The sequence below is a fragment of the Roseixanthobacter liquoris genome, from assembly GCF_043195135.2.
GTDB lineage: Bacteria > Pseudomonadota > Alphaproteobacteria > Rhizobiales > Xanthobacteraceae > NCEH01.
In genome coordinates this window covers 602,382-628,200 of the sequence record NZ_CM195537.1, presented here as the reverse complement: position 1 = coordinate 628,200, position 25,819 = coordinate 602,382, and the positions used below count along the sequence as shown (strand labels likewise).

Here is a 25,819-nt window from a genome sequence, read left to right as displayed (position 1 = left end):
GCACTCTGTTCTTGTTCGCTCCGGGCCGCCTCCGGCCTGGTCAGTGCGTTTAGTTGCATACTTCGGCCATACACGCGATGCCATTTTTACGTTCGGATACCCCTATCCTGGTAATTCTTGCGCTCGACCGGGCTACCTCCGCACGCGATCAGCTCTTCAGGCGATAGCCGGTCTTGAACATCCACATCACGATGCCCAGGCACACGCACAGGAACAGCAGCGTCATGGCAAGGCTGATCTCCACGCCCACGTCGGAGATGCCGAAGAAGCTCCAGCGGAACCCGCTCACCAGGTAGACCACCGGGTTGAACAGCGTGACCGTGCGCCAGAACGGCGGCAGCATGTCGATGGAATAGAAGCTGCCGCCGAGAAAGGTCAGCGGCGTGACGATCAGCAGCGGCACCAGTTGCAGCTTCTCGAAATTGTCGGCCCAGATGCCGATGACGAAGCCGAACAGCGAGAAGGTCACCGCCGTCAGCACCAGGAAGGACAGCATCCATACCGGATGCACGATGTGCAGATCGACGAACAGCGAGGCCGTGCCGAGCGTGATCAGCCCGAGGATGATGGATTTTGACGCCGCCGCCCCCACATAGGCGATGACGATCTCCACCGCCGAGACCGGCGCCGAGAGCAATTCGTAGATGGTGCCGACGAAGCGCGGGAAATAGATGCCGAACGAGGCGTTGGAGATGCTCTGTGTCAGCAGGCCCAGCATGATCAGGCCCGGCACGATGAAGGCGCCGTAGCTGACCCCGCCGATCTCGGCCATATGCGAGCCGATGGCCGAGCCGAACACCACGAAATACAGCGACGTGGAGAGCACCGGCGAGATGATGGATTGCAGCAGGGTGCGGCCGGTGCGGGCCATCTCGAAGATGTAGATCGCGCGGATGGCATGGATGTTCATTGCGCGTCTCTCATCAGGCTCACGAAAATATCCTCAAGCGAGCTCTGCTCCGTGTGCAGATCCTTGAAGGCGACGCCGGCGACCGCGAGATCGCGCAGCAGGTCGGCAATGCCCGAGCGCTCGCTGTCGCTCTCGTAGGTATAGATCAGGTCCGTCCGGTCGGCGGAGAGGGCCAGCTGATGGGCCGACAGGGACGCTGGAATGGAGGCAAGCGGCGCGGTGAGTTGCAGGGTGAGATGCTTCTTGCCGAGCTTGCGCATCAAGGTGCGCTTCTCCTCGACCAGGATCAGCTCGCCCTTGCGGATGACGCCGATGCGATCCGCCATCTCCTCCGCCTCTTCCAGATAATGGGTGGTGAGGATGATGGTGACGCCCGAATCGCGCAGCGTGCGCATCACCCGCCACATGTCGCGGCGCAGCTCCACGTCCACGCCCGCCGTCGGCTCGTCGAGGAACAGGATGCGCGGCTCGTGGGACAGCGCCTTGGCGATCAGGACGCGCCGCTTCATGCCGCCGGAAAGCGTCATGATCTTGCTGTCCTTCTTGTCCCAGAGGGAGAGGTCCCGCAGCACCTTTTCGATATGCGCCGGATTGGGCTTCTTGCCGAACAGCCCGCGGCTGAAGCTCACCGTGCCCCATACGCTCTCGAAGGCGTCGGTGGTGAGTTCCTGCGGCACGAGGCCGATCTGGCTGCGGGCGGCGCGATAATCCTTGATGATGTCGGCGCCGTCGACGCTCACCGTGCCGCCGCTGGGATTGACGATGCCGCAGACGATGGAGATGAGCGTCGTCTTGCCCGCTCCATTGGGACCCAGCAAGGCGAAGATCTCGCCGCGCCGGATATCGAGTGAGACGTCCTTGAGGGCGCTGTGGCCGGACGCATAGGTCTTCGACAGATGGCTGATGGAGAGGATCGGCTGCATGGCGCGGGGTATAGCGCGGGAGCGCTGCCCGGTCGACATCGCAAGGTCGTGAACGCGGCCGCGGGTGCCGTCGAAACCGGGCTGCGCCTACCGCCCGGCTGGTATCCAATGCAGGGAAACCGCCTGCGCAGGAGCGTCCGATGCCGACCAACGACCTTAGCTGCGAAAATGTCGATCGTCTCTGGCGCATGGTTCAAACGCGGGACCCCGCCGGGGACGGCGCGTTCGTCTATGGCGTGCGCACGACGGGCGTTTATTGCCGGCCGTCCTGTCGCTCGCGCCCGGCGCGGCGGGAACATGTGACCTTCCATGCCGAATGGTCCGCCGCCGAACGCGCCGGCTTGCGCGCCTGCCTGCGCTGCCGCCCGCGCGCTGGAACCGCGCCGAAGCCGTAGCAGCGCCGTCGGACATCCTTGAATGGCGGTCCGGCCGAGGTATTGCTAGGACTTGGCGGCGTGCTGCGGCTTTCCCTTGCGCTTCGTCGCGGCCATTTTTTCGAGCTCCGCCTCGCTCATGGTTTCCGCCATGGAGCGCGACGCGCCCTTCAGATCGCTCTTCTTGGTCTCGCCGCGCTTGGCGGAGAGGGCGGCGCCGGCGGCCATCTGCTGCGCCTTGGATTTTGCAGGCATGACATCCTCGCAGAGTCCCACCCCCGCGAGGGCAACGCGTTGGCGGCCGGAAGGTTTCACGGCGCGCGCGTCCTCAACCCTCGAAGACGTTCTTGAAGCGCTCGTGGGCCTTCTCGATGTGAAGGCGCATGGCGGCGGCGGCGCCCTCGGCGTCCTTCTGGGCGAAGGCGTCCAGGATCCGCGCATGCTCGACGATCGCATCCTGGGTGACGCGGGCATAGAAGCGCAGCCGAAACAGATGCAGATGCACCCGCTGCTGGGTGATGACGTCGTGCAGCAGATCGTTCTGGCTCGCCTTGGCGATCGCCGCATGGAAGCGGGCATCCTCCTGGGCGAAGGCGTTATAGGCGGATTGCGCGTCGTCGGGCTTGGACTCGCGCATGTGCGCCGCCAGCGCGGCGATGCCGTCCAATTCTTCCGGCGACATGAGCAGGGCCGCCTTGGCGGCTGCGGGCGGCTCGATCAACAGGCGAAGCTCGCACAAATTGTCGAATTGCTTGCGTGTCAATTGCGAGGCCGCGCGATAGCCGGAGAGGTGGATCTTCACCACCAGCCCCTGCGCCTCCAGTTGAGACAGGGCTTCGCGAATGGGTGTCTGCGAGACGCCAAGCTCCCGCGCGAGGCCGTCGACACCGATGCGCTCGCCGGGTTGTATCTCGAGCGACATCAACTTCTTGAGCAGGACGTCATAGACTTCGTTGCCCAAGCGGATGGGCTTGGAAATCTGATAGATACTGCTCATTTGGCGCCCAGCCGTCGATCTTGAGGAGTTTTTTCTCGATTATCATAAAAAAGTCAATGAAATGTCCGCTTGCGGCCACCAATCCTCTTGACTTCGGGAAATCATAACAGCCATGTTCGCGGCCATCAATTCCGATATCAAATCGGATCGGATATAGGGAGACAAACTATGGGCCTGTCCCGCCGCACGGCCATCGGCCTGCTTTCCGCCGCCGCCGTCCTGGGCTCTTTCGGCGCTGCCACGGCGCAGGAAACCATCAAGATCGGCATGGCCGCGCCGCTCACCGGCGTCGCCGCCGAGGTCGGGCATTTCCAGCAGGCCGGCGCGCAGCTCGGCATCGAGCGCGTGAACGCCGAAGGCGGCGCCCTGGGCCGCAAGTTCGAGCTGGTGATCGAGGATGACCAGACCACCAACCCCGGCATCGTGCTCGCCTTCTCGCGTCTGATCAGCCGTGGTGATCTCGTCGCCGTCCTGGCCTCGCTGCGCTCGACCCAGGTGAATGCCATTTCGAGCGACGCCAAGAAGGCCGGCATCCCGGTGTTCTTCGGCGGCACCGACCCGTCCCTCACGCAGAACGGCAATCCCTGGTTCTTCCGCACCCGGCCGAACGATTCCTACTCCGCCAAGGTGATCGCCGACTACGGCGTGAATACGCTCGGCAAGAAGAAGTGGGCCATCGTGCACTCGACCGACGCCTTCGGTACCGCCGGTGCCAAGGCGCTGACCGCTTCGCTCAAGGCGTTCGGCATCGAGCCGGTGCTCGATCAGGGCTTCAACAACAGCCAGGCCGACATGACGCCGATCGTGCTGGCGGTGCGCCAGTCGGGCGCCGACATCATCGCCACCTACACCCCGCTCGAAACCGACGTCGCCGTGCTGGCGCGCCAGTTCAAGCAGTTCGGCATCAGCGCGCCGTGGGTCGGCTCGGCCTCCGTCGCCTCGACCACTGCGCTCCAGCTCGCCGGCCCGGCGCTCTTCGGCACCTATGCCGTTGCGGACTATAATTCGACCGCCAATGACGAAGCGAAGGTCTATTTCGACGCTTTCTCCAAGAAGGTCGGCCGTCCGCCGGACTACACCTCCGCCTGGACCTATGATTCGATCCGCCTGATCGCCGAAGCCGTCCGCAAGGCCGGCAGCACCGACCCGGCGAAGCTCCGCGAGGCGCTGCTCTCGCTCAAGGACTTCAAGGGCGCCGAAGGCACCTATAATTTCGACCAGAACGGCGACGGCCTGCGCGGCTACAACATTGTCCGCAACGACAACGGCACGATTGTCTTCGATCGCTATATCGCCTTCGACAACTGATCGCCTTTCATCCCGCGCCACGTGTCCCGGACACGTGGCGTCATCTCAGGCGACCGCGTCCGTGTGGCTGCCCCTTTCGTGATCTCCTGATCGCATTCGCCTTCCTGCCGATCTGCCTTCGGGCCGGCGGGAAGACCTTGTCCTCTCGCGCGCGGGGCCGGCGATGAGTATTCTTCCACAGCTTCTGTTCACGGGGATCGGCATCGGCAGCATCTATGCCCTGGTCGCCCTCGGCTTCGTGCTGCTGATCCGATCGGCCAACGTGGTCAACTTCGCCCAGGGCGAGTTCTCCATGCTCGGCGCCTATTTCATGGTGATCCTGCTCACCGGCTTCGGGCTGAATTACTTCGTCTCGCTCGGCCTCGCCGTGGTGTTGATGGCGGTATTCGGCGTGATCTTCGCCTCGATCACCTATTGGCCGCTGCGCAACCGCGGACAGATCCCGGTCATCATCTCCACCATCGGCGCCACCATCCTGCTGTCGAACCTCATCCTCGCCACCTACGGCCCGAGCCCCCAGGTGCTGCCCGGCCTGTTCGACGGGGCGGGCTTTCTCGTCGGCAACGTGTTCATGGACAGCCAGTATCTCACCATCATCGTGGTGACGGTGCTGCTCGTCGGCCTGCAATACCTGATCTTCGAGAAGACCATGGTCGGCAAGAAATTGCAGGCCACCTCGCAGGACAAGGAAATGGCGAGCCTGCTCGGCATTCCGGTCATCGCCATGATCCTCGGCACCTTCGCCTACAGCGCCGCGCTCGGCGGCCTTGCCGGCATCCTGGTGGCGCCGATCCTGTTCGTGTCCGTGGGCATCGGCCCGCTGATCGCCCTGAAGGCCTTCGCCGCCAACATCATCGGCGGCTTCGGCTCGATCCCGGGCGCCATCGTCGGCGGCCTGCTGATCGGCATCGTGGAGACGCTGGGCGCCGCCTACATCTCCGTTCCCTACAAGGACGCGTTCGCGTTCCTGATGCTGCTTGCCGTGCTGCTGGTCCGCCCTCAGGGGCTGTTCGGCGAACGCATCGCCGAGAAGGCGTGAGGAGGCACCCATGAAAACCGCAGCCTCGCACCGCAATCGCGGTCTCCTGTTCGGCGGCATCGCCATCCTGGCCGTGATCGCCATCGCCTTCGCGGCGCCGACCCACGGCTATTACCTCAACATCATGATGCAGGCGGCGACCTATGCCATCGCGGTGGCCGGCATCGTCATCGTGCTCGGCTATTGCGGCCAGCTCGCTTTGTGCCAGGCCGCGTTCCTCGGCATCGGCGCCTATTGCGTCGCCCTCGGCACGGTGGATTACGGCCTGCCCTTCTTCGTCGCGCTCGGCATGGGCGTGGTGCTGACCGGGCTCGGCGGCATGTTCCTGGGCTTCGCCTCCCTGCGGCTCGGCGGGCATTATCTCGCCATGGTGACCATCGGCTTCCAGATGATCGTCACCATGGTGCTGACCAATTGGATCAGCCTCACCCGTGGGCCGGACGGCGTTTCCGGCGTTCCGCGCCCGATGATCGGGCCGCTCGATCTCTCCGGCGGCTCCACCTATCTCGGCCTGTGCATGGTGTTCCTGGTGGTGGTGACGCTCTACGCCACCTTGCTGAAGACCAGCCGCCTCGGCCGGGCCATGCAGGCGGTGCGCGACAATGAGATCGCCGCCTCCACCTGCGGCATCAACGTGTTCCGCACCAAGACCGTGGCCTTCGGCATCAGCGCCGCCCTGGGCGGCCTCGGCGGCGGGCTGTTCGCCGGCGCCTTCTCCTACATCTCGCCGGACCAGTTCACCTTCAACGAATCCATCGTGCTGCTCACCATGGCGCTGCTGGGCGGGGTGCAGTCCCCCATCGGCGCCCTGCTCGGCACGGTGCTGCTGGTGCTGCTGCCGGAATGGCTGCGCTTCCTGCGCCAGGCCTATCTGGCGGTCTATGGCGCGGCGGTGATCGCCATCATGATCTTCTTGCCGAATGGCGTGTGGGGCCTGCTGACCAAGCGATTCTTCAAGCCCGCGCCCGCCGATACCGGCCCGGTGAAGCCCCTGCCGCTGCTCAGCCGCACCGGAACCATGTCGGCGGACGTGGTGCTGGACGTGACCGGGCTCGCCAAGCATTTCGGCGGCCTGAAAGCCCTCGACGGCGTGGACTTCAAGGTCCGCAAGGGCTCGGTCCATGCGCTGATCGGGCCGAACGGCTCGGGCAAGACCACCATGCTCAACGTCATCACCGGCCTTTACGTCGCGACGGCGGGCCGGGTGAAGCTGCTCGGCGACGACATCACCGCCTTGCCGCCCCACGAGCGCACCAAGCGCGGCATGTGCCGCACCTACCAGAACATCCGCGTGTTCCGGGGCCTCTCGGTGCTGGAGAATGTCACCATCGGCGCCGAGCGGCCCGGCAACGACATTTCCGGCGCCGACGCCACGGTGGAGCGGGCGCTTGCCGCGCTCGACTTCGTCGGCCTGCGCCAGGTCGCGCATCTGCCGGTGGGCGACCTGCCCTACGGCCACCAGCGCTATGTGGAGATCGCCCGCGCCCTCGCCGGCTCGCCGGAAATCCTGCTGCTGGACGAGCCGGCCGCCGGCCTCAACCTGACGGAGAAGGGCGAGATGGCGGAATTGCTCAAGCGCCTGAAGGGCCACGGGCTGACCATCGTCATCATCGACCACGACATGAAGCTGATCGAGCAGGTGGCCGACCGCATCACGGTGCTGAACTTCGGCCGTGGCATCGCCGACGGCGATCCGAAGTCCGTGCTCAGCCATCCCGAAGTCATCGCCGCCTATCTGGGGGAGCCGCAAAATGAAGCTGCTTGAGATCAAGGGGCTCACCGCGCGCTATACCGCGAGCGACGTCCTCAAGGGGTTGGACCTCACGGTGAACGAGGGCGAGATCGTCGCCTTGCTCGGCTCCAACGGTGCCGGCAAGAGCACCACGCTGCGTTCCATCTCCGGCCTCATGTCCAATACGTCGGGCGAGATCCTGTTCGGCGGCACGCCGATCCTCGGCATGAAGACCGGCGCCATCGCCCGCCTCGGCATCGCCCATGTGCCGGAAGGCCGGCGCCTGTTTCCCGGCCTCACGGTGCGCGACAACATCCTGCTCGGCTCCTCCAACCGCTCCGGCATCAGCCGCGCGCAGCTGGAGCGGGAGGCGGACGAGATGTTCGCCTTCTTCCCCGACCTGCAACGCCTGGAGCACGCCTACAGCTGGACACTCTCCGGCGGGCAGATGCAGATGGTTGCGGTGGCGCGCGGGCTGATGGCCAAGCCCCGCCTGCTGCTGCTGGACGAGCCCTCGCTCGGCCTCGCGCCGAAGATCGTGCAGCAGGTGTTCCGCATCATCGCCCAGATCCGCGAGCGCGGCACCACGGTGCTGCTGGTGGAGCAGAACGCCAACATGGCGCTCTCCGTCGCCGACCGCGGCTATGTGCTGGAGGCCGGCTCGCTGCTGGTGTCGGGCAAGCCGGATGAATTGTGGAACAACGCCCAGGTGCGCGCCGCCTATCTCGGCGGGTTTGCCGCCTCCGCGTGATGTCCGGCGGGTCGCCCGCCTCTTTCGAACCGGCGGCGCGGCCCGCCGCCGGCTTCAACACCAACCGGGACATTCCCAGATGACGAAAATCGCTCTTGTCGGCTGTGGCCTTGTGGGAGGCTCCTGGGGCCTCGTGTTCGCGCGCGCCGGCTTTGACGTGACTCTTTATGATCCCTCGCCCGCTTCCCTCCAGGCGGCGCTCGACTTTGCCGCCGGCGCCGCCCCCGGCCTTGCCGAACAGGGCCTGCTGAACGGCGAAACCGTCGCCGCCGTGCTCGCCCGCCTCAAGCCGGCGGCGAGCCTGGCGGATGCCGTGGCCGACGCCGATTACATCCAGGAGAGCGCGCCGGAGCGGCTCCCCATCAAGCAGGCGCTCTATAAGGAGCTGGCCAAGCTCGCGAAGGCGGACGCGGTGATCGCCTCCTCGACCTCGGGCCTGCCGGCCTCCTCCTTCACGGCGGAGATCGAGGGCCGCGCGCGCTGCGTGGTGGCCCATCCCATCAACCCGCCGCACCTGATCCCGCTGGTGGAAATCATCCCCGCCCCCTGGACCGCACCGGACGTGGTCGAGCGCACCGACGCGCTGATGAAGGCGGTGGGACAGGTGCCGATCCGCCTCAACCGCGAGATCGCCGGCTTCGTGGTCAACCGCCTGCAAAGCGCGGTGCTGGGCGAAGCCTTCCGCCTAGTGGAGGACGGCATCGTCTCCGCCACCGACGTGGACGCGGCCATCTCCGAGGGGCTCGGCCTGCGCTGGTTCTTCATGGGCCCGTTCGAGACCATCGACCTCAATGCCCAGGGCGGCGTCGCGGATTATTGCGCCAAGCTCGGCCCCATGTATTACGATCTCGCGAAAGAACAGGCCGACCCGCGCCCCTGGAGCGAAGCCCTCGTCGCGCAGGTCGAAGCGCAGCGGCGCGCGAAGACTCCGGCGGACAAGCTCGATGCCCGCAAGGCCTGGCGCGACCGCTGCCTCGCCGCCCTGGTGAAGGCCAAGCGCGCGGTGCTGAAGGAAAACGCCTGACCGGCGGCGGAGCCATCCGCCGCCCCTCGCCATCTCTCACAGAGTGTCCGCCATGCTGCTTGGAGTGATCGCCGACGATTTCACCGGGGCGAGCGACATCGCCAACACCATCGCCAAGGGGATCGCGCCGGAAGGCGGCCTCAAGACGGTGCAATATCTCGGCATTCCGACCGTCCCGGCGGCGGATGACGTGGAAGCCTGCGTGATCTCGCTGAAGAGCCGCTCCATCCCGGCGGACGAGGCGGTGGCGCAGTCGCTGGCCGCGCTCGACTGGCTGGAGGCCCAGGGCTGCCGGCAGGTGATCTTCAAATATTGCTCCACCTTCGATTCAACTCCCGAAGGCAATATCGGCCCGGTGGGCGAGGCTTTGGCGCAGCGGCTCGGCGAGAAGGGCGTCATCGCCTGCTCCGCTTTTCCCGATGCCGGGCGCACCATCTACAAGGGCCATCTGTTCGTCGGTGACCGGCTGCTGAACGATTCGGGCATGGAGCATCACCCGCTCAACCCCATGACCGACGCCGATCTGCGGCGCTGGTTGCAGCTCCAGTGCAAGGACCCGGTGGGCCTGGTGGATTGGACCGTGCTCCAGCGCGGCCCCGACGCGATCCGCGCCGGTCTTGCGGCGGCGGCGGAGAAAGGCGAGCGGCTCGTCATTGTCGATGCCCTGACCAATGCCGATCTGCTCGCCATCGCCGCCGCCTGCGCCGATGCCCGCCTCCTGACCGGCGGCTCGGGCATTGCGCTCGGCCTGCCGCGCAATTTCATCAAGGCCGGCCTCGCGAAGGGCGGCAATCCTGCGGTGGAGCTGATCGGCGGGCCGGAAGCGGTGCTGGTGGGAAGCTGCTCGCGCGCCACGCTCCAGCAGATCGAGGTGCACGGCAAGGACCACCCGGTGCTCGCCATCGACGTGGACAAGGTGATGGACGGCTCCGTCACCGCCGCCGACCTCGTCGCCTTCATCCAGGCGAACCCCGGCCACGCGCCGCTGGTCTATTCCTCCTCCAGGCCCGAGCAGGTGGCGGCGCTCCAGGAGAAATACGGCCGCACCGCGGTCGCCCACAAGCTGGACGGCATCTTCGCGCAGACCGCCAAGGCGCTCTATGACGCCGGCATGCGGCGCATCGTGGTGGGGGGTGGGGAGACCTCGGGCGCCGTGGTCTCCGCGCTTGGCGTCACCTCGTTCCGCATCGGCCCGGAGATCGATCCCGGCGTTCCGGTCCTGGTGGCGGAAGACGGCACCGGCCTCGGCATGGCGTTGAAATCCGGCAATTTCGGCGCGCCCGATTTCTTCGGCAAGGCGCTCGGCGCCATCGCCGGCACGGCGGAGGCCTGACCCATGGACGAAGTCGGCACCCGCGACCTCCTGGTGCGCCTGTCGCGCTCGTTGTTCGAGCGCGGCTATTCGGTGGGTTCGGCGGGCAACATCTCCGTCGCCGTGGAGGACGGGGTGCTGATCACGCCCACCAATTCCTGCCTCGGCTTTCTGGAGGCCGCCCGCATCTCCAAGCTCGACCGGGACTGGCAGCACATCTCCGGCGACAAGCCTTCCAAGGAAGTGTTCCTGCACCGCGCCTATTACGAAACCCGCCCCGGCACGGGCGCGGTGGTGCATCTGCATTCCACCTACGCGACCGCGCTGTCCTGCCTGCCGGAGCTCGACCCCGCCGACTGCATCGCCCCGCTGACGCCCTATGTGGTGATGCGGGTCGGCAAGGTGCGGCTGCTGCCCTATGTGCGGCCGGGCGATCCGGCCATGGGCACGCTGATCCGGGAGATGAAGGGCGAATGCGCGGCGGTGCTGCTGGCCAATCATGGCCCGGTGGTCACCGCCAAGGACCTCCAGGGCGCCGTCTATGCCGCTGAGGAACTTGAGGAAACCGCCAAGCTGCTGGTGCTGCTGCGGGATCGTAATCCGCGCCTGCTCACCCCCGCGCAGATCGACGAGCTGAACACCGCCTTCCCCAAATAGCCGAGCCGCCTGCCGATGACGACGCCCCCGCCCGCACCCCGCACCCTCGCGCTCATCCACACGGTCGCCGGACTGGTGCCGGTGTTCGAGGCGCTGACGCGGGACCATCTGCCTGGCTGGGAAACCTTCAACATCGTGGATGAAAGCCTGCTGCGGAACACCATCCGCACGGGCGAACTCTCCCGCCTCACCATGCGCCGGCTGGCCGGCACTGTGTGGTCGGCGGTGGACGCGGGGGCCGATGCGGTGCTCGTCACCTGCTCCTCCCTCGGCCCGGCGGTGGATGCCGCGATCCCGCTCTGCCCGGTGCCGCTGTTCCGGGTGGATGACGGCATGGCCTTGGCGGCATTGGAGAAAGGCACCCGCATCGGGGTGCTGGCGACGCTCTCCACCACCCTCGTTCCTACCACCGATCTTCTGAACCGCCACGCCGCGCAAATGGGGGTTCGGGTGGCGTTGAGCAGTGGGGTCTGCGAGGGCGCGTTCGCCCGGCTGGCGGCGGGAGACCGGGCCGGACATGACGCGCTGGTGCGGGCGGAACTCGCCGCCCTGGCGCCCAAGGTGGACGTGGTGGTGCTGGCCCAGGCGTCCATGGCGCGGGCCCTTGAGGACCAAGGGGATAACGGCTTTTCCATCCCCATTCTCACCAGCCCCGAACTCGGGGTGCGGCATGTGCGGCGGGCCCTGGAGCCGGCCTGACCGCGCCGGCGCCGGACGCCGCGAAGGGCCGTTTTCCGCGAAATGTTTCACGTGAAACCAAGGACTTGCCGCAGACGAACAGCGGTTTGAAGACCCGTTTCCGCGCTCCACAGCGCGATGACACCGCGAATTCGCCCAAGGTTCGGCACATATTTCCGAGGGCCTGCGAAAAGCGTTCGGCGCGCGCATCCCGCACCGGCTGCCGCGCCGGCTGCTGCCCCCGCCCGACGGCGCCGGACGACCGCGCCGGAGGCAAGGGCGATGATGGGGCGGGCGGATCGGGAGCGCGGCATCGCCCACCGGGCCCGGCGGGCGCGGCCTATTTCGCCGGCGCCCGGAACGGCTCGCCACGCGTCTTATCGGCCCGCAGCCGGGCGCGCCAGACGCCGGCCTCCACCATGCCGGCGATGACATCGGCCATCACCTGCGCCACCGCCTCGCTGCCGCGCACATTCATGGTGCGCTGGGAGACCACCACGGACAGGCGCCAGGACGGGGTCGGGTCGACGATCCGCACCGCCACCATCTCGCCGCGCGTCATCTCCTCGGTGAAGGCGAAATGGGGCATCACCGCCAGGGCCGTGGACTGGCGCACCAGCTTGGCGATGGCCGGCAGGCTGTCGCAATCCATGGCGGCGGGCACGACGTCGTGGCGGGCGGCGAACTGCTCCACCACCGTGCGCAGCACGTTGGGGCGGCCCGGCAGCACGATGGGCAATTCGAACATGCGCTTGAAGGAGACCTCGCCCTCGGCCGCCAGCGGATGGCCCGGCGGCACGAACAGCATCAGGTCCTCGACCATCATCTCGGTCCAGGCCACATGCTCGAACGCCTTGTGGTCGTAGAGCAGCGCCACGTCGAGCCGGCCGAGCTGGAGGAATTCGTCCAGATAGCCGGTCATCGCCTCCACCACGTGCAGCGTGATGTTGGGCTGGTGCTCGGCCAGGGCGTTGATGAGCGGAATGGAGAGGCCCCGGCAGGCGGAAGTGGGCAGGCCCACGGAGACGCGGCCGGACGGGTTCGCCGATTGCGAGCGCACCACGTCCTTCACCCGGTCCACCTCCTGGAGGATGCGGCGGGCATGGTCATAGAGCTGCTGGCCGATTTCCGTAGGGGTCACGCCGCGTGCGTGGCGCAGCAGCAGGTCGACGCCCAGTTCATCCTCCAGGTTTTTCATCTGCTGGCTCAAGGAGGGCTGGGCGACCCGCAGGATTTCCGCGGCGCGCGAGAAATTCCCGCTTTCCGCAATCTGGACGAAGTATTTGAGCTGGCGAAGATCCATGGACCACCTTTGCAGGCCCTGAATTCTCACGAGAGGATTCGATTTGTCAAACGACTTCCCTCGCGCCAAGCTGCTTAAACTATGGGCAGCATTTCTTAAAAACATGTTGTTTTTCAAATTGTTATGTCATCATACATAGCATCGCTTCTGCCTATAAATTGCGTTCATAGGCACATCCTATATCGCCGATTGGAAAATCATCTTTGTCCGCGGCCCGGACTTGTCGGTAGCTTTATTGTGCAGATGGGAACACGGGCGAAATGCCCACACATCCTGTAGACAACAGGAGAATAAATACATGCCTTCACAAACCAATTTACGTGGCCAGATCCTGGCCGCGACGGTGATGCTCGGCCTCTCGTCCACGCTGGCGATGGCGCAGCAGCAGCCTTGCATCGGCAATTCCGCCGCCACCACCGGCCCCGCCGCGTTCGGCGGCGCCGCCATCAAGATGGGCGCCGAAATCGCCATCGACGAGATCAACGCCAAGGGCGGCGTGCTCGGCAAGAAGCTCAGCTTCGTGCAATATGACGATGCTGGCGCCCCGCCGCGCGGCGTCGACAACACCCGCCGCATCGCGCTCGCCGACAAGTGCGTGGCCATCCTCGGCGGCTATCATTCCACCGTCGCGGTCGCCCAGGCCGAGCCGGTGAACGAGATCGGCATTCCCTATGTGGGCGTGCTCGCCGCCAATACGAAGGCGATCGAGAACGGCGCCAATCCCAACTACATGTTCCGCGTCTCGGCGAAGGACAAATGGGTGGCGCGCTTCCTCGTCGAGCAGGCGCTGAAAGCCTCCAAGACCGGCAAGATCGCGTTCTTCTACGAGAACACCGGCTGGGGCAACGGCGCCCTGCCGGACGTGAAGGACGCCATGGCCAAGGCCGGCAAGGAGCTGGTGGCCGCCGAAACCTTCAACTGGAACGACCAGGACATGAGCCCGCAGGTGATCCGCGCCCGCGACGCCGGGGCCGACGTGGTGCTGTTCTGGGCGCTGGACCGCGAGGGCAACCAGATCCTGCGCTCCATGGACAAGGTCGGCTACAAGCCCACCGTCATCGGCGCCTGGGGCATCGCCGGCAATCTCGGCGAGCTGGCCGGCCCGCTGGCCGACGGCGTGGAAGTGATCCAGACCTATACCTTCATGGGCGACATGGACCCCAAGAAGAAGGCGCTGTGGGACAAGATCCAGGCCAAATACGGCCTGAAGCAGCCCTCCGACGTGAAGATGCCGTCGGGCGTCGCCAATGCCTATGACGCGGTCTACATCATCGCCGCCGCCATCGAGAAGGCCGGCGCCTTCGACTGGAAGAAGGTGCATGACGCGCTCTACACGGTGAACATGGACGGGCTGGTGGCGGAATATAAGCCCGCCTTCGACGCCAAGGACCCGGAGCGCCAGGACGCCATCCTGCCCAAATACTACAAGCTGACGGTGTGGGTGGACGGCAAGCTGCTGCCCATCGAGCAGACCAAGTACGGCAAGACCAACTGAGGTCTGGCCCTCCGGCTTTCCCCTCCCGAACCCTCCCCCGTAAGCGGGAGAGGGGATGTGTCCCGCGGCTTCAGTTCGGCACGACATTGAAGCCAGGCGCGCCCTGCTCCCTCCCCCCTTGAGGGGGAGGGGTGGGGAGGGGGGTACGGCACCGGCAGGATCACGGCTTCAGGTTCCCAGCGGAACCTCCCCCCACCCTGCCCTCCCCCTCAAGGGGGGAGGGTGAAACGGGCACCGCGGCACGATGACCACCTTCATTCAATACACCCTCTCCGGCCTCGCCATCGGCGGCATCTATGCGCTCGTGGCGCTCGGCTTCCACATCATGTGGACCGCCGCCAAGGCGGTGAACTTCGCCCATGGCGACACGCTGATGATCGGCGCGGTGCTGGCCGTGCTGGGGGTGGACGCGGGCCTGCCGCTCTGGCTCGCCTGCGGGCTCGGCGTGATCGCAGGGGCCGTGTTCGGCGTGCTGCTGGAACGCTTCGCGGTGCGCCCGTTCACCGGCGGCACCACTTCCATCGGCTGGATGCTCACCACCATCGCCGTCGGCATCATGATCGAGAGCCTCGCCACCATGCAGTTCGGCGGCTTCTCCCGTCCCCTGCCCTCGCCCGGCGTGGAGAAGGCGGTGCACATTCTCGGCGCCGGCATCTATCCGCAGGAATTGCTGATCCCCCTGGTCGCGGTCCTCGCCATGGTGGGGCTGAAATTCATGCAGAAGCACACGCTCGTCGGCCGCGCCATGCAGGCGGTGGCCCATGACAAGCGCGCCGCCGCCCTCATGGGCATCAATGTCAACCGCATCGTCGCCTTCTCCTTCGGGCTCGCGGCCTTGTTCGGCGCGGCCGCCGGCATCCTGGTGGCGCCGGTGATCCAGGTGTCCGCCACCATGGGCACGCTGCTGGGGCTGAAGGGTTTCGCGGTCGCCATCATCGGCGGCATCACCTCCGCGCCCGGCGTGGTGATCGCCGGCCTGCTGTTCGGCGTGATGGAGAAATTCGTCGAGGGCTACATCTCCACCGCCGCCCGGGAGATCATCGGCTTTTCCTCCATGATCCTGGTGCTGCTGGTGTTTCCGCAGGGCCTGTTCGGCAAAAGGGAGGTGCTCAAGGTATGAGACACCTCACCGCGCTCGGCTTCCTCGTCTTCGCCGCGATCCTCGTCGCGGTGCCGCTCACCGCCGGCAACGAATACGAGCTGCGCCTGTTCATGCTGTTCCTGATCTATGGCGTGATCGCCGTGGGCCTGAACGTGCTGGTGGGCCTCACCGGCCTCGTCTCGCTCGGCCAGGCGGGCCTGTTCGCGCTCGGCTCCTATACCGGCGCGATCCTCGCCGTGCGGCTCGGCTTCGACATGCTGAGCGCCAGCATCGGCGCGGCGATCGTCTCCGGGTTGTTCGGCGTGCTGCTGGCCTATCCCACGGTGCGGGTGCGCGGCGTCTATCTCGCCGTCGTCACCATCGCCTTCGGCATCATCGTGGAGAATGTCGCCATCGAATGGCAGTCGCTCACCGGCGGCACCACGGGCCTCTCCTCCATCCCGCGCCCCAACATCTTCGGCTATCGCATCTCCGGCTTCGCCTTCTACGGCGTGCTCGCGGTGACGCTGTTCCTGGCGACGCTCGCCACCCACAATCTCAAGCGCTCCCGCTACGGCCGGGCGATGCTCGCGGTATCCCAGAGCGAGACGGCGGCGCGGGCGCTCGGCATCAACGCCACCGCCATGCGCACCCTCGCCTTCGTGGTGGCGTCGGTCACGGCGGGGATCGCCGGCAGCTTCTACGCCTTCCTCAATTCCTACATCTCGCCCGACATCTTCACATTCTCGGACAGTGTGCGCTTTCTGCTGATGGTGATCCTGGGCGGGGCGGCCTCCACCTTCGGGCCGGTGATCGGCGCCTATATCCTCACCTATCTCCCGGAATTCCTGCAGCAATTCCAGCTCTGGCAGAAGTTCGCCTATGGCGCGCTGCTGCTGGTCGTGATGTTCGCTTTGCCGCGCGGCATCGTCGGCACGGCGTGGATGCTGGTCACCCGCCTCAAGCCGCAGAAGCGCGCGGCCGATCCCGCCGAGGGCATTCCGGCGGAGGAGAGCCTGCGCCACGACGTGCGCGCCGGCGAGGCGGAGCTGGTGGCGCGCGACCTCACGGTGCGCTTCGGCGGCCTGACCGCCCTCTCCAAGGCCTCGCTGCGGGTGAAGCCCGGCGAGGTGCATGCCCTGATCGGACCGAACGGGGCCGGCAAGTCCACCTTCGTCAACACCATCTCCGGCTTCTATAAGCCGACGGAAGGCGAGTTCGAGCTGGACGGCATCCAGCTCACCGGCAAGCGCTCCCATGAGATCGCCCGCATCGGCCTGGCCCGCACGTTCCAGAACACCGAATTGTTCGGCGAGCTGACGGTGCTGGACAACGTGCTGGTGGGCTATCAGCAGCGCCTGACCTACGGCATCGCCGACGCGCTGCTGCGCACCCCGCGCCTGCGCCGCGAGGAAAGCGAGAGCCGCCGCGCCGCCATCGGCCTGCTCACCTTCGTCGGGCTCGATGCCTATGCCAACGAGCAGGCGCGCTTCCTGCCCTTCGGCCTGCAACGGCGGCTGGAGATCGCCCGCGCGCTGGCGGCGAAACCCCGCCTGCTGCTGCTGGACGAGCCGGCCGCCGGCCTCACCACCCAGGAGATCGACGCGCTGGAGGAGATGATCCGCGCCATCGCCGCGCTCGGCATCTCGGTGCTGCTCATCGAGCATCATGTGGAACTGATCATGGCGGTGGCCGACACCGTGACCGTGCTCGACTACGGCCAGGTGATCGCCAGCGACACCCCCGCCATCGTGCAGGAAGACCCGCGCGTGATCGAGGCCTATTTCGGCGCCTCCCTCGAGGCGGGCACGGCGGAGGAGGTGGCATGAGCGACACCGACATTCTCCTCGACATCCGCAGCCTGGAACTGCGCTACGGCGCGGCGGTGGCGGTGCGCGACGTCTCGCTGAGCGTGAAGCGCGGGCAATTGGTGGCCGTGATCGGCAATAACGGCGCCGGCAAATCCTCCATGGTGCGCGGCGCCACCGGCCTGGTGCGCCCCTCCGGCGGGCAGGTGCTGTTCAAGGGCGAGGACACCACCCGCCTCTCCGCCGACCGGAAGGTGGCGCGCGGCCTCGTGATGGTGCCGGAAGGCCGCCTGCTGTTTCCCGACCAGAGCGTGGAGGACAATCTCATCCTCGGCGCCTATGCCCACGGCGGGCTGAAATCCGAGCGCTCGAAGGCGACGCTGGAGAAGGTGCTCGCCCTGTTCCCGCGCCTCAAGGAGCGGCTGCCCCAGCAGGCCGGCTCCATGTCCGGCGGCGAGCAGCAGATGCTGGCCATCGCGCGCGGCCTGATGGCGGAACCCGAGCTGCTCATCATCGATGAACTCTCGCTCGGCCTCGCGCCCAAGATCGTCGACCAGCTCATGCGGGTCCTCGCCGACCTCAACGCGGCCGGCCTCACCATTCTGCTTGTCGAACAGCTTGCCGGCTACGCGCTCGCCATCGCCGACCACGCCTATGTGATCGCGAACGGGCGGGTGGCGCGCCATGGGCCGAGCGCCGATCTCGCGCGCGACCCGGAGGTGATGGAGGCCTTCCTCGGCAAGAAGAAGAAACCGGCGGCCTGAGCCGGCGCGCCGCACTTTGCTTTCCCCCGAAGACCAAGCCCGTCAAGGAGCGATTATGTCCAAGATCATCGACCTCTCCCTCCTCATCGAGGACAATATGCCGGCCCACAAGCTGTTCCAGCGGCCGGTCATCACCACCCACATGAGCCATGAGGGATCGAAGGCGCTCAATCTCGGCGTGCCGGGCGACGCCATGACCTTCCAGACCAATTTCATCGCCATGCTCGACCATGTGGGCACCCATGTGGACGCCTATCGCCATGTGAATCCGGACGGCGCGCCGATCGACGAAATGCCGCTCGAACAGTTCATGGGCAAGGCGGTGTGCTTCGACCTGCGCCATATTCCCGACCTCGGCGAGATCACCGTCGCCGACATGGAAGAGGCGGAGAAGACGGCCGGCGTGAAGGTGGACGGCCATATCGTGCTGCTGTGCACCGGCTTCCACGCGCGCAATTATCCGAGCCTGGATTCGGTCTGGAAAAACCCGCTGCTCACTGCCGAGGCCACGAAGTGGCTCTATGATCGCGGCTCGAAGATGCACGGCGTGGAGGGTCCTTCCACCGACAAGCCCACGGACAATATCTTCGCCCAGCACCGCCTGTGCCGCGACCTCGGGGTGAGCCATTGGGAATGGCTGGTGAACCTGGAGCAATTGGTGGGCAAGGGCGAGTTCCAGTTCTTCGGCGCGCCGCTGAAGTTCAAGGGCGGCTCCGGCTCCCCGGTGCGCGCGTTCGCCGTGCTGAACTGAACGGTTTGCGCCTCAAGCCCTGACGAGGCGCAAAAAGGTGCCGGACGGCAGACTGCCACGCCGCCCGGCACCTTTCATCACCACCTGACGGCGCGCCCCCTCTCCCGCGTGCGGGGGAGGGTTGGGGAGGGGGCAAATGCCATCTCCCCATTTCCCGCACCTTCCGGCCTGCGGCAGCCCCCCTCCCTGCCCCTCCCCCGCAAGCGGGAGAGGGAATCTTCGTTCGCCTCCGGAGAGCCCCATGTCCGCTGCATTCGACACCATGAGCGCGCTGGAGCTGCGCCGGCGCATCCGCACCCGCGAAATCTCTCCCGTGGAGCTGACGCGGCGCGCGCTCGACAAGGCACAGGCGACGCAAGGCACGCTGAACGCCTTCTTCCTGCTGATGGAGGACGAGGCCATGGCCGCCGCCCGTATCGCCGAGGATGCGGTGATGAAGGGCGCACCACTGGGCGTGCTGCACGGCCTGCCGTTCTCCGCCAAGGACCTCATGGCTGTGAAGGGTCAGCGCTATGCCTCCGGCTCGCGCGCCATGGCGGACAATGTCGCGAGCGTGGATGCGCCCGCCGTGGAGCGCGCCAAGGCGGCCGGCGGCATCCTCATCGGCAAGACCACCACCAGCGAATTCGGCTGCAAGCCGGTGGGCGACAGCCCGCTGACCGGCATCACGCGCCACCCCTGGAACCTCGACAAGACGCCGGGCGGCTCCAGCGCCGGCGCGGCGTCTTCGGTGGCGGCGGGCATCACGCCGTTCGCCCTCGGCACGGACGGCGGCGGCTCGGTGCGCATTCCCTGCGCCTTCACCGGGCTTGCCGGCATCAAGGGGCATTTCGGCCGGGTGCCCGTGTGGCCCACCTCCGCCACCCCGACCCTCGCCCATGTGGGGCCCATCGCCCGCTCCATGGAAGATGCGGCGCTGCTGTTCTCCGCCATCGCCGGGCCCGACCGGCGCGATCCGTTCGGCGTCGCCGGCCCGGTGCCGGATGTGATGGGCGCGACAAAGGCTTCGGTGGCCGGCATGCGCGTCGCCTATAGCCCGACCCTCGGCTATGCCCGGCCCGACCCCGAGGTGGTGGCGATCACCGATCGCGCGGCGAAGACCTTCGAAAGCTTGGGCTGCGAGGTCGATCTGGTCGAGAGCGTCTTCGACACCGATCCGGCGGACCTCTGGACCGCGGAATTCTATGCCGGGGTGGGCATCCGCCTGCGGTCCTTCATGGAAAACCAGCGCGATCTGCTGGACCCGGCGGTGGCGGAGGTGCTCGCCCCCGCGCTCGCCCAGGAGATGCGCAGCTATTACACCAGCGTGTTCGAGCGCTATGCCTTGCGCGAGAAGCTGCGCGCCTTCTTCGAGCGCTACGACATCCTGATCTCGCCGGTTCTGCCCGTCACCTCTCTCGACGCGGGAAAGAACATTCCCGACAGCCTGCCGGACCGCAATCTCGTGTCCTGGGTGTTCTATACCTATCCCTTCAACCTCACCGGCCAGCCCGCTGGCGCGGTGTGCGCGGGGATCGCGGGCGACGGCATGCCGGTGGGCCTCCAGATCGTCGCGCGGGCCTATTGCGAAGACGATGTGGTGCGCGCCGCCTGCGCCTATGCCCGCACCCAGCCGGCCGGCTACAACGTGCGGGCCTTCGACGCCTGAGCCCCCGCCGGGGCCAGGCGGCCGCCGGTCGCGCCCGCGTTGCGCGGGCCGCTTTCGTGTACGTCCTACTGGTCCGGCGGAAGCTTCGGCATGGATGATCCTGCGGTTTTTGCTTTGCGATAACCTGCCGTTAGGTCATATATGCAGTGCACACCTGACGTTTGACACTGTCATCTACCGTCCATAACGTTCCTGCATAATAATGTAATTAAGAATTACATAAAATTCAGGGATGACGCCATGGACAAGACCCGCCGATCTTTCCTCACCTCGATGGCTGCTGCGGCCGCCACCACCCCGCTGATCCTCTCCGCCAACGCCCAGACGGCGGCCAGCCCGCCGGCGGCCACGGCCGCCACGCCCGTGCCCGCGCAGGGTGCGGACAGCGCCTTGAAGCTGCTGAGCTTCAGGCTCCAGAACGGCGCGCCCGGGCGGGTCGGCGTTGCGCTCGCGGATGGAACCGTGGTGGATCTGGTGGCGGAGGCGGCGCGGACGGGCAAGACGTTATCCTTCGACCCGAGCGACATGGTCTCGCTGATCGCCGCCGGCGATGCGGGTCTCGCGCAAGTGCGCGCTCTGGTGCAGGGCGCCGCCGCCGGCCGGCCGAAGCTGACGGAAATCCTCTATCTCGCGCCCATCCCGGACCCGAAGCGCAATGTGTACGCGGTCGGCTGGAATTATCTCGAGCATTTCGCCGAAGGCCAGGCGGCGCGCAACACGGACGTCAAATATCCCGAGCACCCGGTGTTCTTCACCAAGGGCACCCATTGCATCAACGGCCCCTACGATTCCATCCCGTTCGACCCCAAGGTCTCCACCATGATCGACTGGGAAGGCGAGCTGGCGGTGATCATCGGCAAGCACGGCCGCAATATTCCCGAGGCCGAAGCCATGGATTACGTGTTCGGCTATTCGGTCATCAACGACACCACCGCTCGCGACGTGCAGAACGCGCGCCACGGCGGGCAATGGTTCAAGGGCAAGAGCCTGGACGGGCACGGCCCCATGGGCCCCTGGATCGTCACCAAGGGCGCGTTCGACCAGAACGACCTGCACCTCGTCACACGGGTGAACGGGGTGGTGAAGCAGGACGCCAATACGAGCCAGATGTATTTCAAGGTGCCGCGCATCATCGCCGAACTCTCGCTCGGCCTCACGCTGGAGCCCGGCGACATCATCGCCAGCGGCACGCCTCCGGGCGTCGGCTTTGCGCGCAAGCCCCAGGAATTCATGAAGCCGGGCGACGTCATGGAGACCGAGATTACCGGCATCGGCTTGATCCGCAACGAGATCAAGGCGGTGGGCTGACGCGGGCCTGAAGGCGCCCCTCTCCCCACGGAGGAGGGGCGCCGCCTCAGTGCGCGGCCGACGCTTCCTCTTCCCAGCGGACGGAAATCTCGATCAGATTGGCATCGGGATCGCGGATATAGACCGAGCGCAGCGGCATGGTCGCGCCGGTGCGGCGCACCGGGCCGGCGGCGATCGGCACCTCGCAGGCCTTCAGATGGGCGATCACGGCATCCAGCGGCACCGCCGACAGCAGGCACAGATCCACCGAGCCGGGCGTCGGATGGGCGGCGACCGCGACGATATCCTGCTTCGACCGCCCGTCCTGAAGATTGAATTTCTGCGTGCCGAACGCGAGCGCCACGCGATTTTCGCCGAACACCTCTTTGCGCATGCCGAGAACGCGGGTGTAGAAATCCACGGTGCGGTCGATGTCCGCCACCGTCAGCACGATGTGGTCGATGGATGCGATCTGCACGCCTGGTCTCCGGCCGGTCTGTTCGGGCGGCCGGAGCGTAGAACAAGCCGGCGCGGGCCGAAAGGGCGCCCCTCAGCGCCGGCTTCTGGGCGCACGCCCGCTGATGGAGCGCACGAGGCCGGTCTTCACGCTCGCCACATGCTCGCGCATCAGCATTTCCGCGCGATAAGCATCGCGCAGCAGGATGGCGTCATAGATGCGGTGGTGATCCTCGTGCCGGCGGCGCACTTCGAGATATTCGAACGAAACCACGTTGCGGTGGGAGGATTGGGGCACGCTCTGGCACATGCGGATCATGTCGCCCAGCATGCGGCAGCGCGAGGCGGTGTGGATGGTGTCGTGGAAGGCGAAATTGACCGCGCCATAGCCGATCCGGTCGGATTCCTCCAATTCCTCCTTGGCGAGAATGGCGTCGCCATCGGCCAGCGCGCCCTCGATCACCGCCCGCTCCGCGTCGCTGAGGCCGCGCTCGGCGGCGAGCCGCGCCGCGAGCGATTCCAGCATGGTGCGGATCTCATAGGCATCGACGATCTCGGAGGTGAGGAAGCGCCGCACCGAATAGCCGCGGTTCGGCGCATATTCCAGCAACCCCTCGCTGGCGAGCGATTGAAGCGCCGAGCGCACCGGCGTGCGCGAAACCCCGAGCCGCTCGCTGAGGCGCACCTCGTGGAGCCGCGCGCCGGGCTCGAAATCCCCCGAGAGGATGGAGGCGCGGATCCGGTCGGCCACGGAGAGCGAGCGGGTCGGCGCGCGTTCCCCATCTCCCCCATCGACGGAGAGGTCCGGGGCGGTTTCGCCGAGCGCGTCGGAAACGGTCGCTGACATGCCGGGTGGTCGCTCCTTTTGATCAGCCATAGCCGCCATACCCGAACCCACGCGAGGATACAATCCAACCCGCGCCGAAGCTCGCCTGCGACGCGGGAGGTGCCCCAGCTAGAACCCGGAAATGAAAGGCTTCAAGCTTATATTGCGGGCAGAAGCGGGTGAATTTTTAAGCAGAAATTGTATACATTAATTATTGACGACCCATGGATTGTACGCAATTTTTGACGCCTCAGATCGTGCCAGGAAGGATTTCCGGCCCATGTCCGCCCCCCTCGTTCCCGCCGGATCGGCCGCACCCCAGGGCTGCGCATTGCCCGTGCCGCCGCGCGACGGAGACGCCGCATGAGGGTCCGCTCCAGCGTGCCGCGCACCAAGGCGACGATCCTCGCGGGCCGTCCGGTGCTGGCGGTCAATCCCGGCGGCGTGTCGCTCCCGGCGGTCGAGGCGCTCGCGGCCTGCGGCGCCGACTGCCTGTTCATCGATTGCGAGCGCACGGCGGTGTCGATCGAAAGCGTTCCCATGCTCGCCCGCGCCGCCCAGGCCTGCGGCATGAGCGCGGTGGTGCGGTCGCCCTCGAAGGACCCCGCCATCCTGACCCGCTATTTCGACTGCGGCATCGACGGGCTGGTCCTGCCGCAGGTAGAAAGCGCGGAGACCTGCGCGATGCTCCACGCCACGGCCCGGGCCGCGACGCGGGGACGGGAAGCCGATCTGCTGCTGATCGCCCAGATCGAGAGCGCCGAGGGCCACGCCCGCCTGGATGCCATCGCCGCCGCCCCGGGCATCGATGTGATCCTGGTGGGTCCCAACGACCTTGCCCATTCCATGGGGTTCCTCGGCGATACCAGCCGTCCCGAGCTAACCGCAGCGGTGGACGACATCGCCGCCGCCGGCCGCGCCTTCGGCCTGCCGGTGAGCGAGCAGACCACCGCCCACTGGGTCGGGCGCGGCGCCACGTTCCTTTATGCCACGCTGGCGTCGCTGCTGCGGCCCGGCGTGGCCGCCATCCGGCAGGCGGCACTCGGATGAGACCCGCGCCTTTTTCCCGCATCGCTGAATTTCGCGGAGAGTTTGAATGACCCTGCAGCCGCGCGAGCGCGCGCCCTATTCCGCCATTGTCGACCGCCCGCCGCTCAAGCTGCCCGGCACGGCGCGCGTGGTCCTGTGGACCATCGTGAATTTCGAAGTGTGGGACATCGCCCGCCCCATGGCGCGGCAGGTTCTCCCCGCCCCCACCGGACAAGTCCTGCTGCCCGACGTGCCGAACTGGAGCTGGCACGAATACGGCATGCGGGTCGGCGCTTGGCGCTTCTTCAAGCTGTACGAGAAGCTCGGCATCCGCCCCACGCTCTCCATCAATGCGCGCGTCACCGAGGATTATGAGCGCGTGGCCGCCCAGGCGCGCGATGCCGGCTGGGAATTCATGGGCCATGCCTATGACCAGGGGCCGATCCACAAGCAGGAGGATCAGCGCGGCATGATCTTCCGCTCCATGGACATCCTGGAAAAATTCACCGGCAAGCGCCCCAAGGGCTGGCTCGGACCGGGCCTGACGCAGACCCTGGAGACCCCGGAAAACCTCGCAGAAGCCGGCGTCAAATATATCGGCGACTGGGTGTGGGACGACGAGCCCTGCGACATCACCACCGCCAAGGGCCCGCTGGTGACGCTGCCCTATACGGTGGAGCACAACGACATCCCCATGATGGCGGTGGCCCATCATGAATCGCCCTATTGGGTGCAGCGCTTCAAGGACAGCATCGACCGCCTGCATGAAGAGGGCGCCGACCGCGCCAAGGTGCTGGCGGTGGCGATCCACCCCTATATTTCCGGCCAGCCGCACCGCATCAAGTATCTGGAACAGATCTACGACTATGCCGCGAGCCTCGGCGACGTGCTGTTCTGGAACGGGGAAGAGATCCTCGACTGGTACCAGAAGACCAAGACAAAGGCGTGAGCGCATCCATGAGCACCGCCTTCGCCGTTCCCGTCCCCGAGATCGTCGCGCTGCCCGTGGTGGGTCGCGCGGCGCGCTTCCCGGTGCGCCGCATCTATTGCGTCGGCCGCAATTATCTCGCCCATATCCGCGAGATGAAGGAAGCGGAAGACGAGCGCGACCCGCCGTTCTTCTTCCAGAAGCCGCGCGACGCCATCGTCGCGGACGGCGCGACCATCCCCTATCCGGCGGATACCAGCGATTTCCAATATGAGATCGAGCTGGTGGTCGCCATCGGCGCCAGCGCCCGCAACATCGCCGTCGAACGGGCGCAGGACGCCATCTTCGGCTACGGCATCGGCATCGACCTGACCCGCCGCGACCGCCAGCGCGAGTGCCGCGACAAGCGCCTGCCCTGGGAAGCAGGCAAGGCGTTCGATCTTTCCGCCCCCTGCGGGCCGCTCTATCCCATAGGCACGGGCGGCGATCCCGCGCGCGGCGCCATCACGCTCAGCGTCAACGGGGTCGAGCACCAGCGTGGCGACCTCGCGCAGATGATCTGGAACGTGCCGGAAATCGTCGCCAATCTCTCGCGGGCCTATCGCCTGGAGCCCGGCGACCTCATCATGACCGGCACCCCGGCCGGGGTCGGCGCCGTGCAACCCGGCGATCGCATCCTCGGCGCCATCGCCGGGTTCGGCACGCTGACGCTGACCATCGGCGAACCGGAGGCCTGAA

The 25,819-nt window shown here is 66.6% G+C and carries 25 protein-coding genes and 1 pseudogene; 19 read left to right on the top strand and 7 right to left on the bottom strand.

Going from position 1 to position 25,819, the window contains the following annotated elements; translation table 11 throughout:
• Window positions 1-148: 148 nt before the first annotated feature.
• Both V5F84_RS02775 and V5F84_RS02770 read right to left on the bottom strand, forming a co-directional pair.
• Entirely contained in the window at window positions 149-910 is a 762-nt protein-coding gene (locus tag V5F84_RS02775; protein ID WP_394043320.1) for an ABC transporter permease, read from the bottom strand.
• Window positions 907-1,833: an ABC transporter ATP-binding protein gene (locus V5F84_RS02770; RefSeq protein WP_394043352.1), complete on the bottom strand. Its 927-nt coding sequence runs from the start codon at window positions 1,831-1,833 to the stop codon at window positions 907-909. Before V5F84_RS02770 ends, V5F84_RS02775 begins: the two co-directional genes overlap by 4 nt.
• A 188-nt stretch (window positions 1,834-2,021) precedes the next feature.
• On the opposite strand from V5F84_RS02770, the pseudogene V5F84_RS02765 reads away from it, so the two are divergent.
• Window positions 2,022-2,201: pseudogene (locus V5F84_RS02765) on the top strand (Ada metal-binding domain-containing protein); the annotation flags it as partial.
• A gap of 72 nt (window positions 2,202-2,273) precedes the next feature.
• Here the strand turns inward: V5F84_RS02765 and V5F84_RS02760 are convergent.
• On the bottom strand, window positions 2,274-2,462 hold the full coding sequence (locus tag V5F84_RS02760) for a DUF3008 family protein (RefSeq protein WP_394043319.1): 189 nt from the start codon (window positions 2,460-2,462) through the stop codon (window positions 2,274-2,276).
• A 73-nt stretch (window positions 2,463-2,535) separates the two neighbouring features.
• Entirely contained in the window at window positions 2,536-3,204 is a 669-nt protein-coding gene (locus V5F84_RS02755) for a GntR family transcriptional regulator (RefSeq protein ID WP_394043318.1), read from the bottom strand.
• A 168-nt stretch (window positions 3,205-3,372) separates the two neighbouring features.
• On the opposite strand from V5F84_RS02755, the gene V5F84_RS02750 reads away from it, so the two are divergent.
• The 8 genes from V5F84_RS02750 to V5F84_RS02715 all read left to right on the top strand — a co-directional run bounded on the left by V5F84_RS02750 (window position 3,373) and on the right by V5F84_RS02715 (window position 11,726).
• The gene (locus V5F84_RS02750) at window positions 3,373-4,512 is read left to right on the top strand and encodes an ABC transporter substrate-binding protein (RefSeq protein WP_394043317.1); all 1,140 of its coding nucleotides are present in this window, start codon (window positions 3,373-3,375) and stop codon (window positions 4,510-4,512) included.
• A 163-nt stretch (window positions 4,513-4,675) separates the two neighbouring features.
• Window positions 4,676-5,551: a branched-chain amino acid ABC transporter permease gene (locus tag V5F84_RS02745; protein ID WP_394043316.1), complete on the top strand. Its 876-nt coding sequence runs from the start codon at window positions 4,676-4,678 to the stop codon at window positions 5,549-5,551.
• Window positions 5,552-5,561: 10 nt separating this feature from the next.
• Entirely contained in the window at window positions 5,562-7,316 is a 1,755-nt protein-coding gene (locus tag V5F84_RS02740) for a branched-chain amino acid ABC transporter ATP-binding protein/permease (RefSeq protein WP_394043315.1), read from the top strand.
• Window positions 7,303-8,034, top strand: a complete 732-nt coding sequence (locus tag V5F84_RS02735) for an ABC transporter ATP-binding protein (protein ID WP_394043314.1) — start codon at window positions 7,303-7,305, stop codon at window positions 8,032-8,034. Before V5F84_RS02740 ends, V5F84_RS02735 begins: the two co-directional genes overlap by 14 nt.
• A gap of 79 nt (window positions 8,035-8,113) precedes the next feature.
• Entirely contained in the window at window positions 8,114-9,058 is a 945-nt protein-coding gene (locus V5F84_RS02730) for a 3-hydroxyacyl-CoA dehydrogenase (RefSeq protein ID WP_394043313.1), read from the top strand.
• Window positions 9,059-9,110: 52 nt separating this feature from the next.
• Window positions 9,111-10,391, top strand: a complete 1,281-nt coding sequence (otnK, locus tag V5F84_RS02725; RefSeq protein WP_394043312.1) for a 3-oxo-tetronate kinase — start codon at window positions 9,111-9,113, stop codon at window positions 10,389-10,391.
• 3 nt (window positions 10,392-10,394) lie between these two features.
• A complete protein-coding gene (otnC, locus tag V5F84_RS02720) occupies window positions 10,395-11,027 on the top strand; it encodes a 3-oxo-tetronate 4-phosphate decarboxylase (RefSeq protein WP_394043311.1) in 633 nt (210 codons plus the stop codon).
• A 15-nt stretch (window positions 11,028-11,042) separates the two neighbouring features.
• A complete protein-coding gene (locus V5F84_RS02715) occupies window positions 11,043-11,726 on the top strand; it encodes an aspartate/glutamate racemase family protein (RefSeq protein WP_394043310.1) in 684 nt (227 codons plus the stop codon).
• Between the two features lie 319 nt (window positions 11,727-12,045).
• On the opposite strand, the gene V5F84_RS02710 is transcribed toward V5F84_RS02715, so the two are convergent.
• Window positions 12,046-13,008 (bottom strand): LysR family transcriptional regulator, encoded by a 963-nt coding sequence (locus tag V5F84_RS02710; RefSeq protein ID WP_394043309.1) that lies wholly within the window; start codon window positions 13,006-13,008, stop codon window positions 12,046-12,048.
• A gap of 346 nt (window positions 13,009-13,354) precedes the next feature.
• On the opposite strand from V5F84_RS02710, the gene V5F84_RS02705 reads away from it, so the two are divergent.
• The 7 genes from V5F84_RS02705 to V5F84_RS02675 all read left to right on the top strand — a co-directional run bounded on the left by V5F84_RS02705 (window position 13,355) and on the right by V5F84_RS02675 (window position 21,863).
• Window positions 13,355-14,503 (top strand): ABC transporter substrate-binding protein, encoded by a 1,149-nt coding sequence (locus tag V5F84_RS02705; protein ID WP_394043351.1) that lies wholly within the window; start codon window positions 13,355-13,357, stop codon window positions 14,501-14,503.
• Window positions 14,504-14,747: 244 nt separating this feature from the next.
• Window positions 14,748-15,623 (top strand): branched-chain amino acid ABC transporter permease, encoded by an 876-nt coding sequence (locus V5F84_RS02700; protein WP_394043308.1) that lies wholly within the window; start codon window positions 14,748-14,750, stop codon window positions 15,621-15,623.
• Window positions 15,620-17,413 carry a branched-chain amino acid ABC transporter ATP-binding protein/permease gene (locus V5F84_RS02695; RefSeq protein WP_394043307.1) on the top strand — a complete coding sequence of 598 codons (1,794 nt, stop codon included), beginning with the start codon at window positions 15,620-15,622 and terminating at the stop codon, window positions 17,411-17,413. Before V5F84_RS02700 ends, V5F84_RS02695 begins: the two co-directional genes overlap by 4 nt.
• Window positions 17,410-18,156 (top strand): ABC transporter ATP-binding protein, encoded by a 747-nt coding sequence (locus V5F84_RS02690; RefSeq protein ID WP_394043306.1) that lies wholly within the window; start codon window positions 17,410-17,412, stop codon window positions 18,154-18,156. The genes V5F84_RS02695 and V5F84_RS02690 overlap by 4 nt, the downstream gene beginning before the upstream one ends.
• Before the next feature lie 55 nt (window positions 18,157-18,211).
• Window positions 18,212-18,907: a cyclase family protein gene (locus V5F84_RS02685; RefSeq protein WP_394043305.1), complete on the top strand. Its 696-nt coding sequence runs from the start codon at window positions 18,212-18,214 to the stop codon at window positions 18,905-18,907.
• A gap of 241 nt (window positions 18,908-19,148) precedes the next feature.
• Window positions 19,149-20,555 carry an amidase family protein gene (locus V5F84_RS02680; RefSeq protein WP_394043304.1) on the top strand — a complete coding sequence of 469 codons (1,407 nt, stop codon included), beginning with the start codon at window positions 19,149-19,151 and terminating at the stop codon, window positions 20,553-20,555.
• 240 nt (window positions 20,556-20,795) lie between these two features.
• Window positions 20,796-21,863, top strand: coding sequence for a fumarylacetoacetate hydrolase family protein (locus tag V5F84_RS02675; protein ID WP_394043303.1), 1,068 nt, complete (start codon window positions 20,796-20,798; stop codon window positions 21,861-21,863).
• Between the two features lie 46 nt (window positions 21,864-21,909).
• Here the strand turns inward: V5F84_RS02675 and V5F84_RS02670 are convergent, their stop codons facing one another.
• Both V5F84_RS02670 and V5F84_RS02665 read right to left on the bottom strand, forming a co-directional pair.
• On the bottom strand, window positions 21,910-22,320 hold the full coding sequence (locus V5F84_RS02670) for a VOC family protein (RefSeq protein WP_394043302.1): 411 nt from the start codon (window positions 22,318-22,320) through the stop codon (window positions 21,910-21,912).
• 72 nt (window positions 22,321-22,392) lie between these two features.
• Window positions 22,393-23,145 (bottom strand): GntR family transcriptional regulator, encoded by a 753-nt coding sequence (locus V5F84_RS02665; RefSeq protein ID WP_394043301.1) that lies wholly within the window; start codon window positions 23,143-23,145, stop codon window positions 22,393-22,395.
• A 342-nt stretch (window positions 23,146-23,487) separates the two neighbouring features.
• On the opposite strand from V5F84_RS02665, the gene V5F84_RS02660 reads away from it, so the two are divergent.
• Genes V5F84_RS02660 through V5F84_RS02650 form a run of 3 tightly spaced genes read left to right on the top strand, consistent with a single transcriptional unit; the run spans window position 23,488 to window position 25,818 of the window.
• Complete coding sequence (locus tag V5F84_RS02660; RefSeq protein ID WP_394043300.1) at window positions 23,488-24,174, top strand: HpcH/HpaI aldolase family protein; 687 nt, start codon at window positions 23,488-23,490, stop codon at window positions 24,172-24,174.
• Between the two features lie 46 nt (window positions 24,175-24,220).
• Window positions 24,221-25,102: a polysaccharide deacetylase family protein gene (locus tag V5F84_RS02655; RefSeq protein WP_394043299.1), complete on the top strand. Its 882-nt coding sequence runs from the start codon at window positions 24,221-24,223 to the stop codon at window positions 25,100-25,102.
• 8 nt (window positions 25,103-25,110) lie between these two features.
• Window positions 25,111-25,818 (top strand): fumarylacetoacetate hydrolase family protein, encoded by a 708-nt coding sequence (locus tag V5F84_RS02650; protein WP_394043298.1) that lies wholly within the window; start codon window positions 25,111-25,113, stop codon window positions 25,816-25,818.
• Window position 25,819 lies beyond the last annotated feature (1 nt).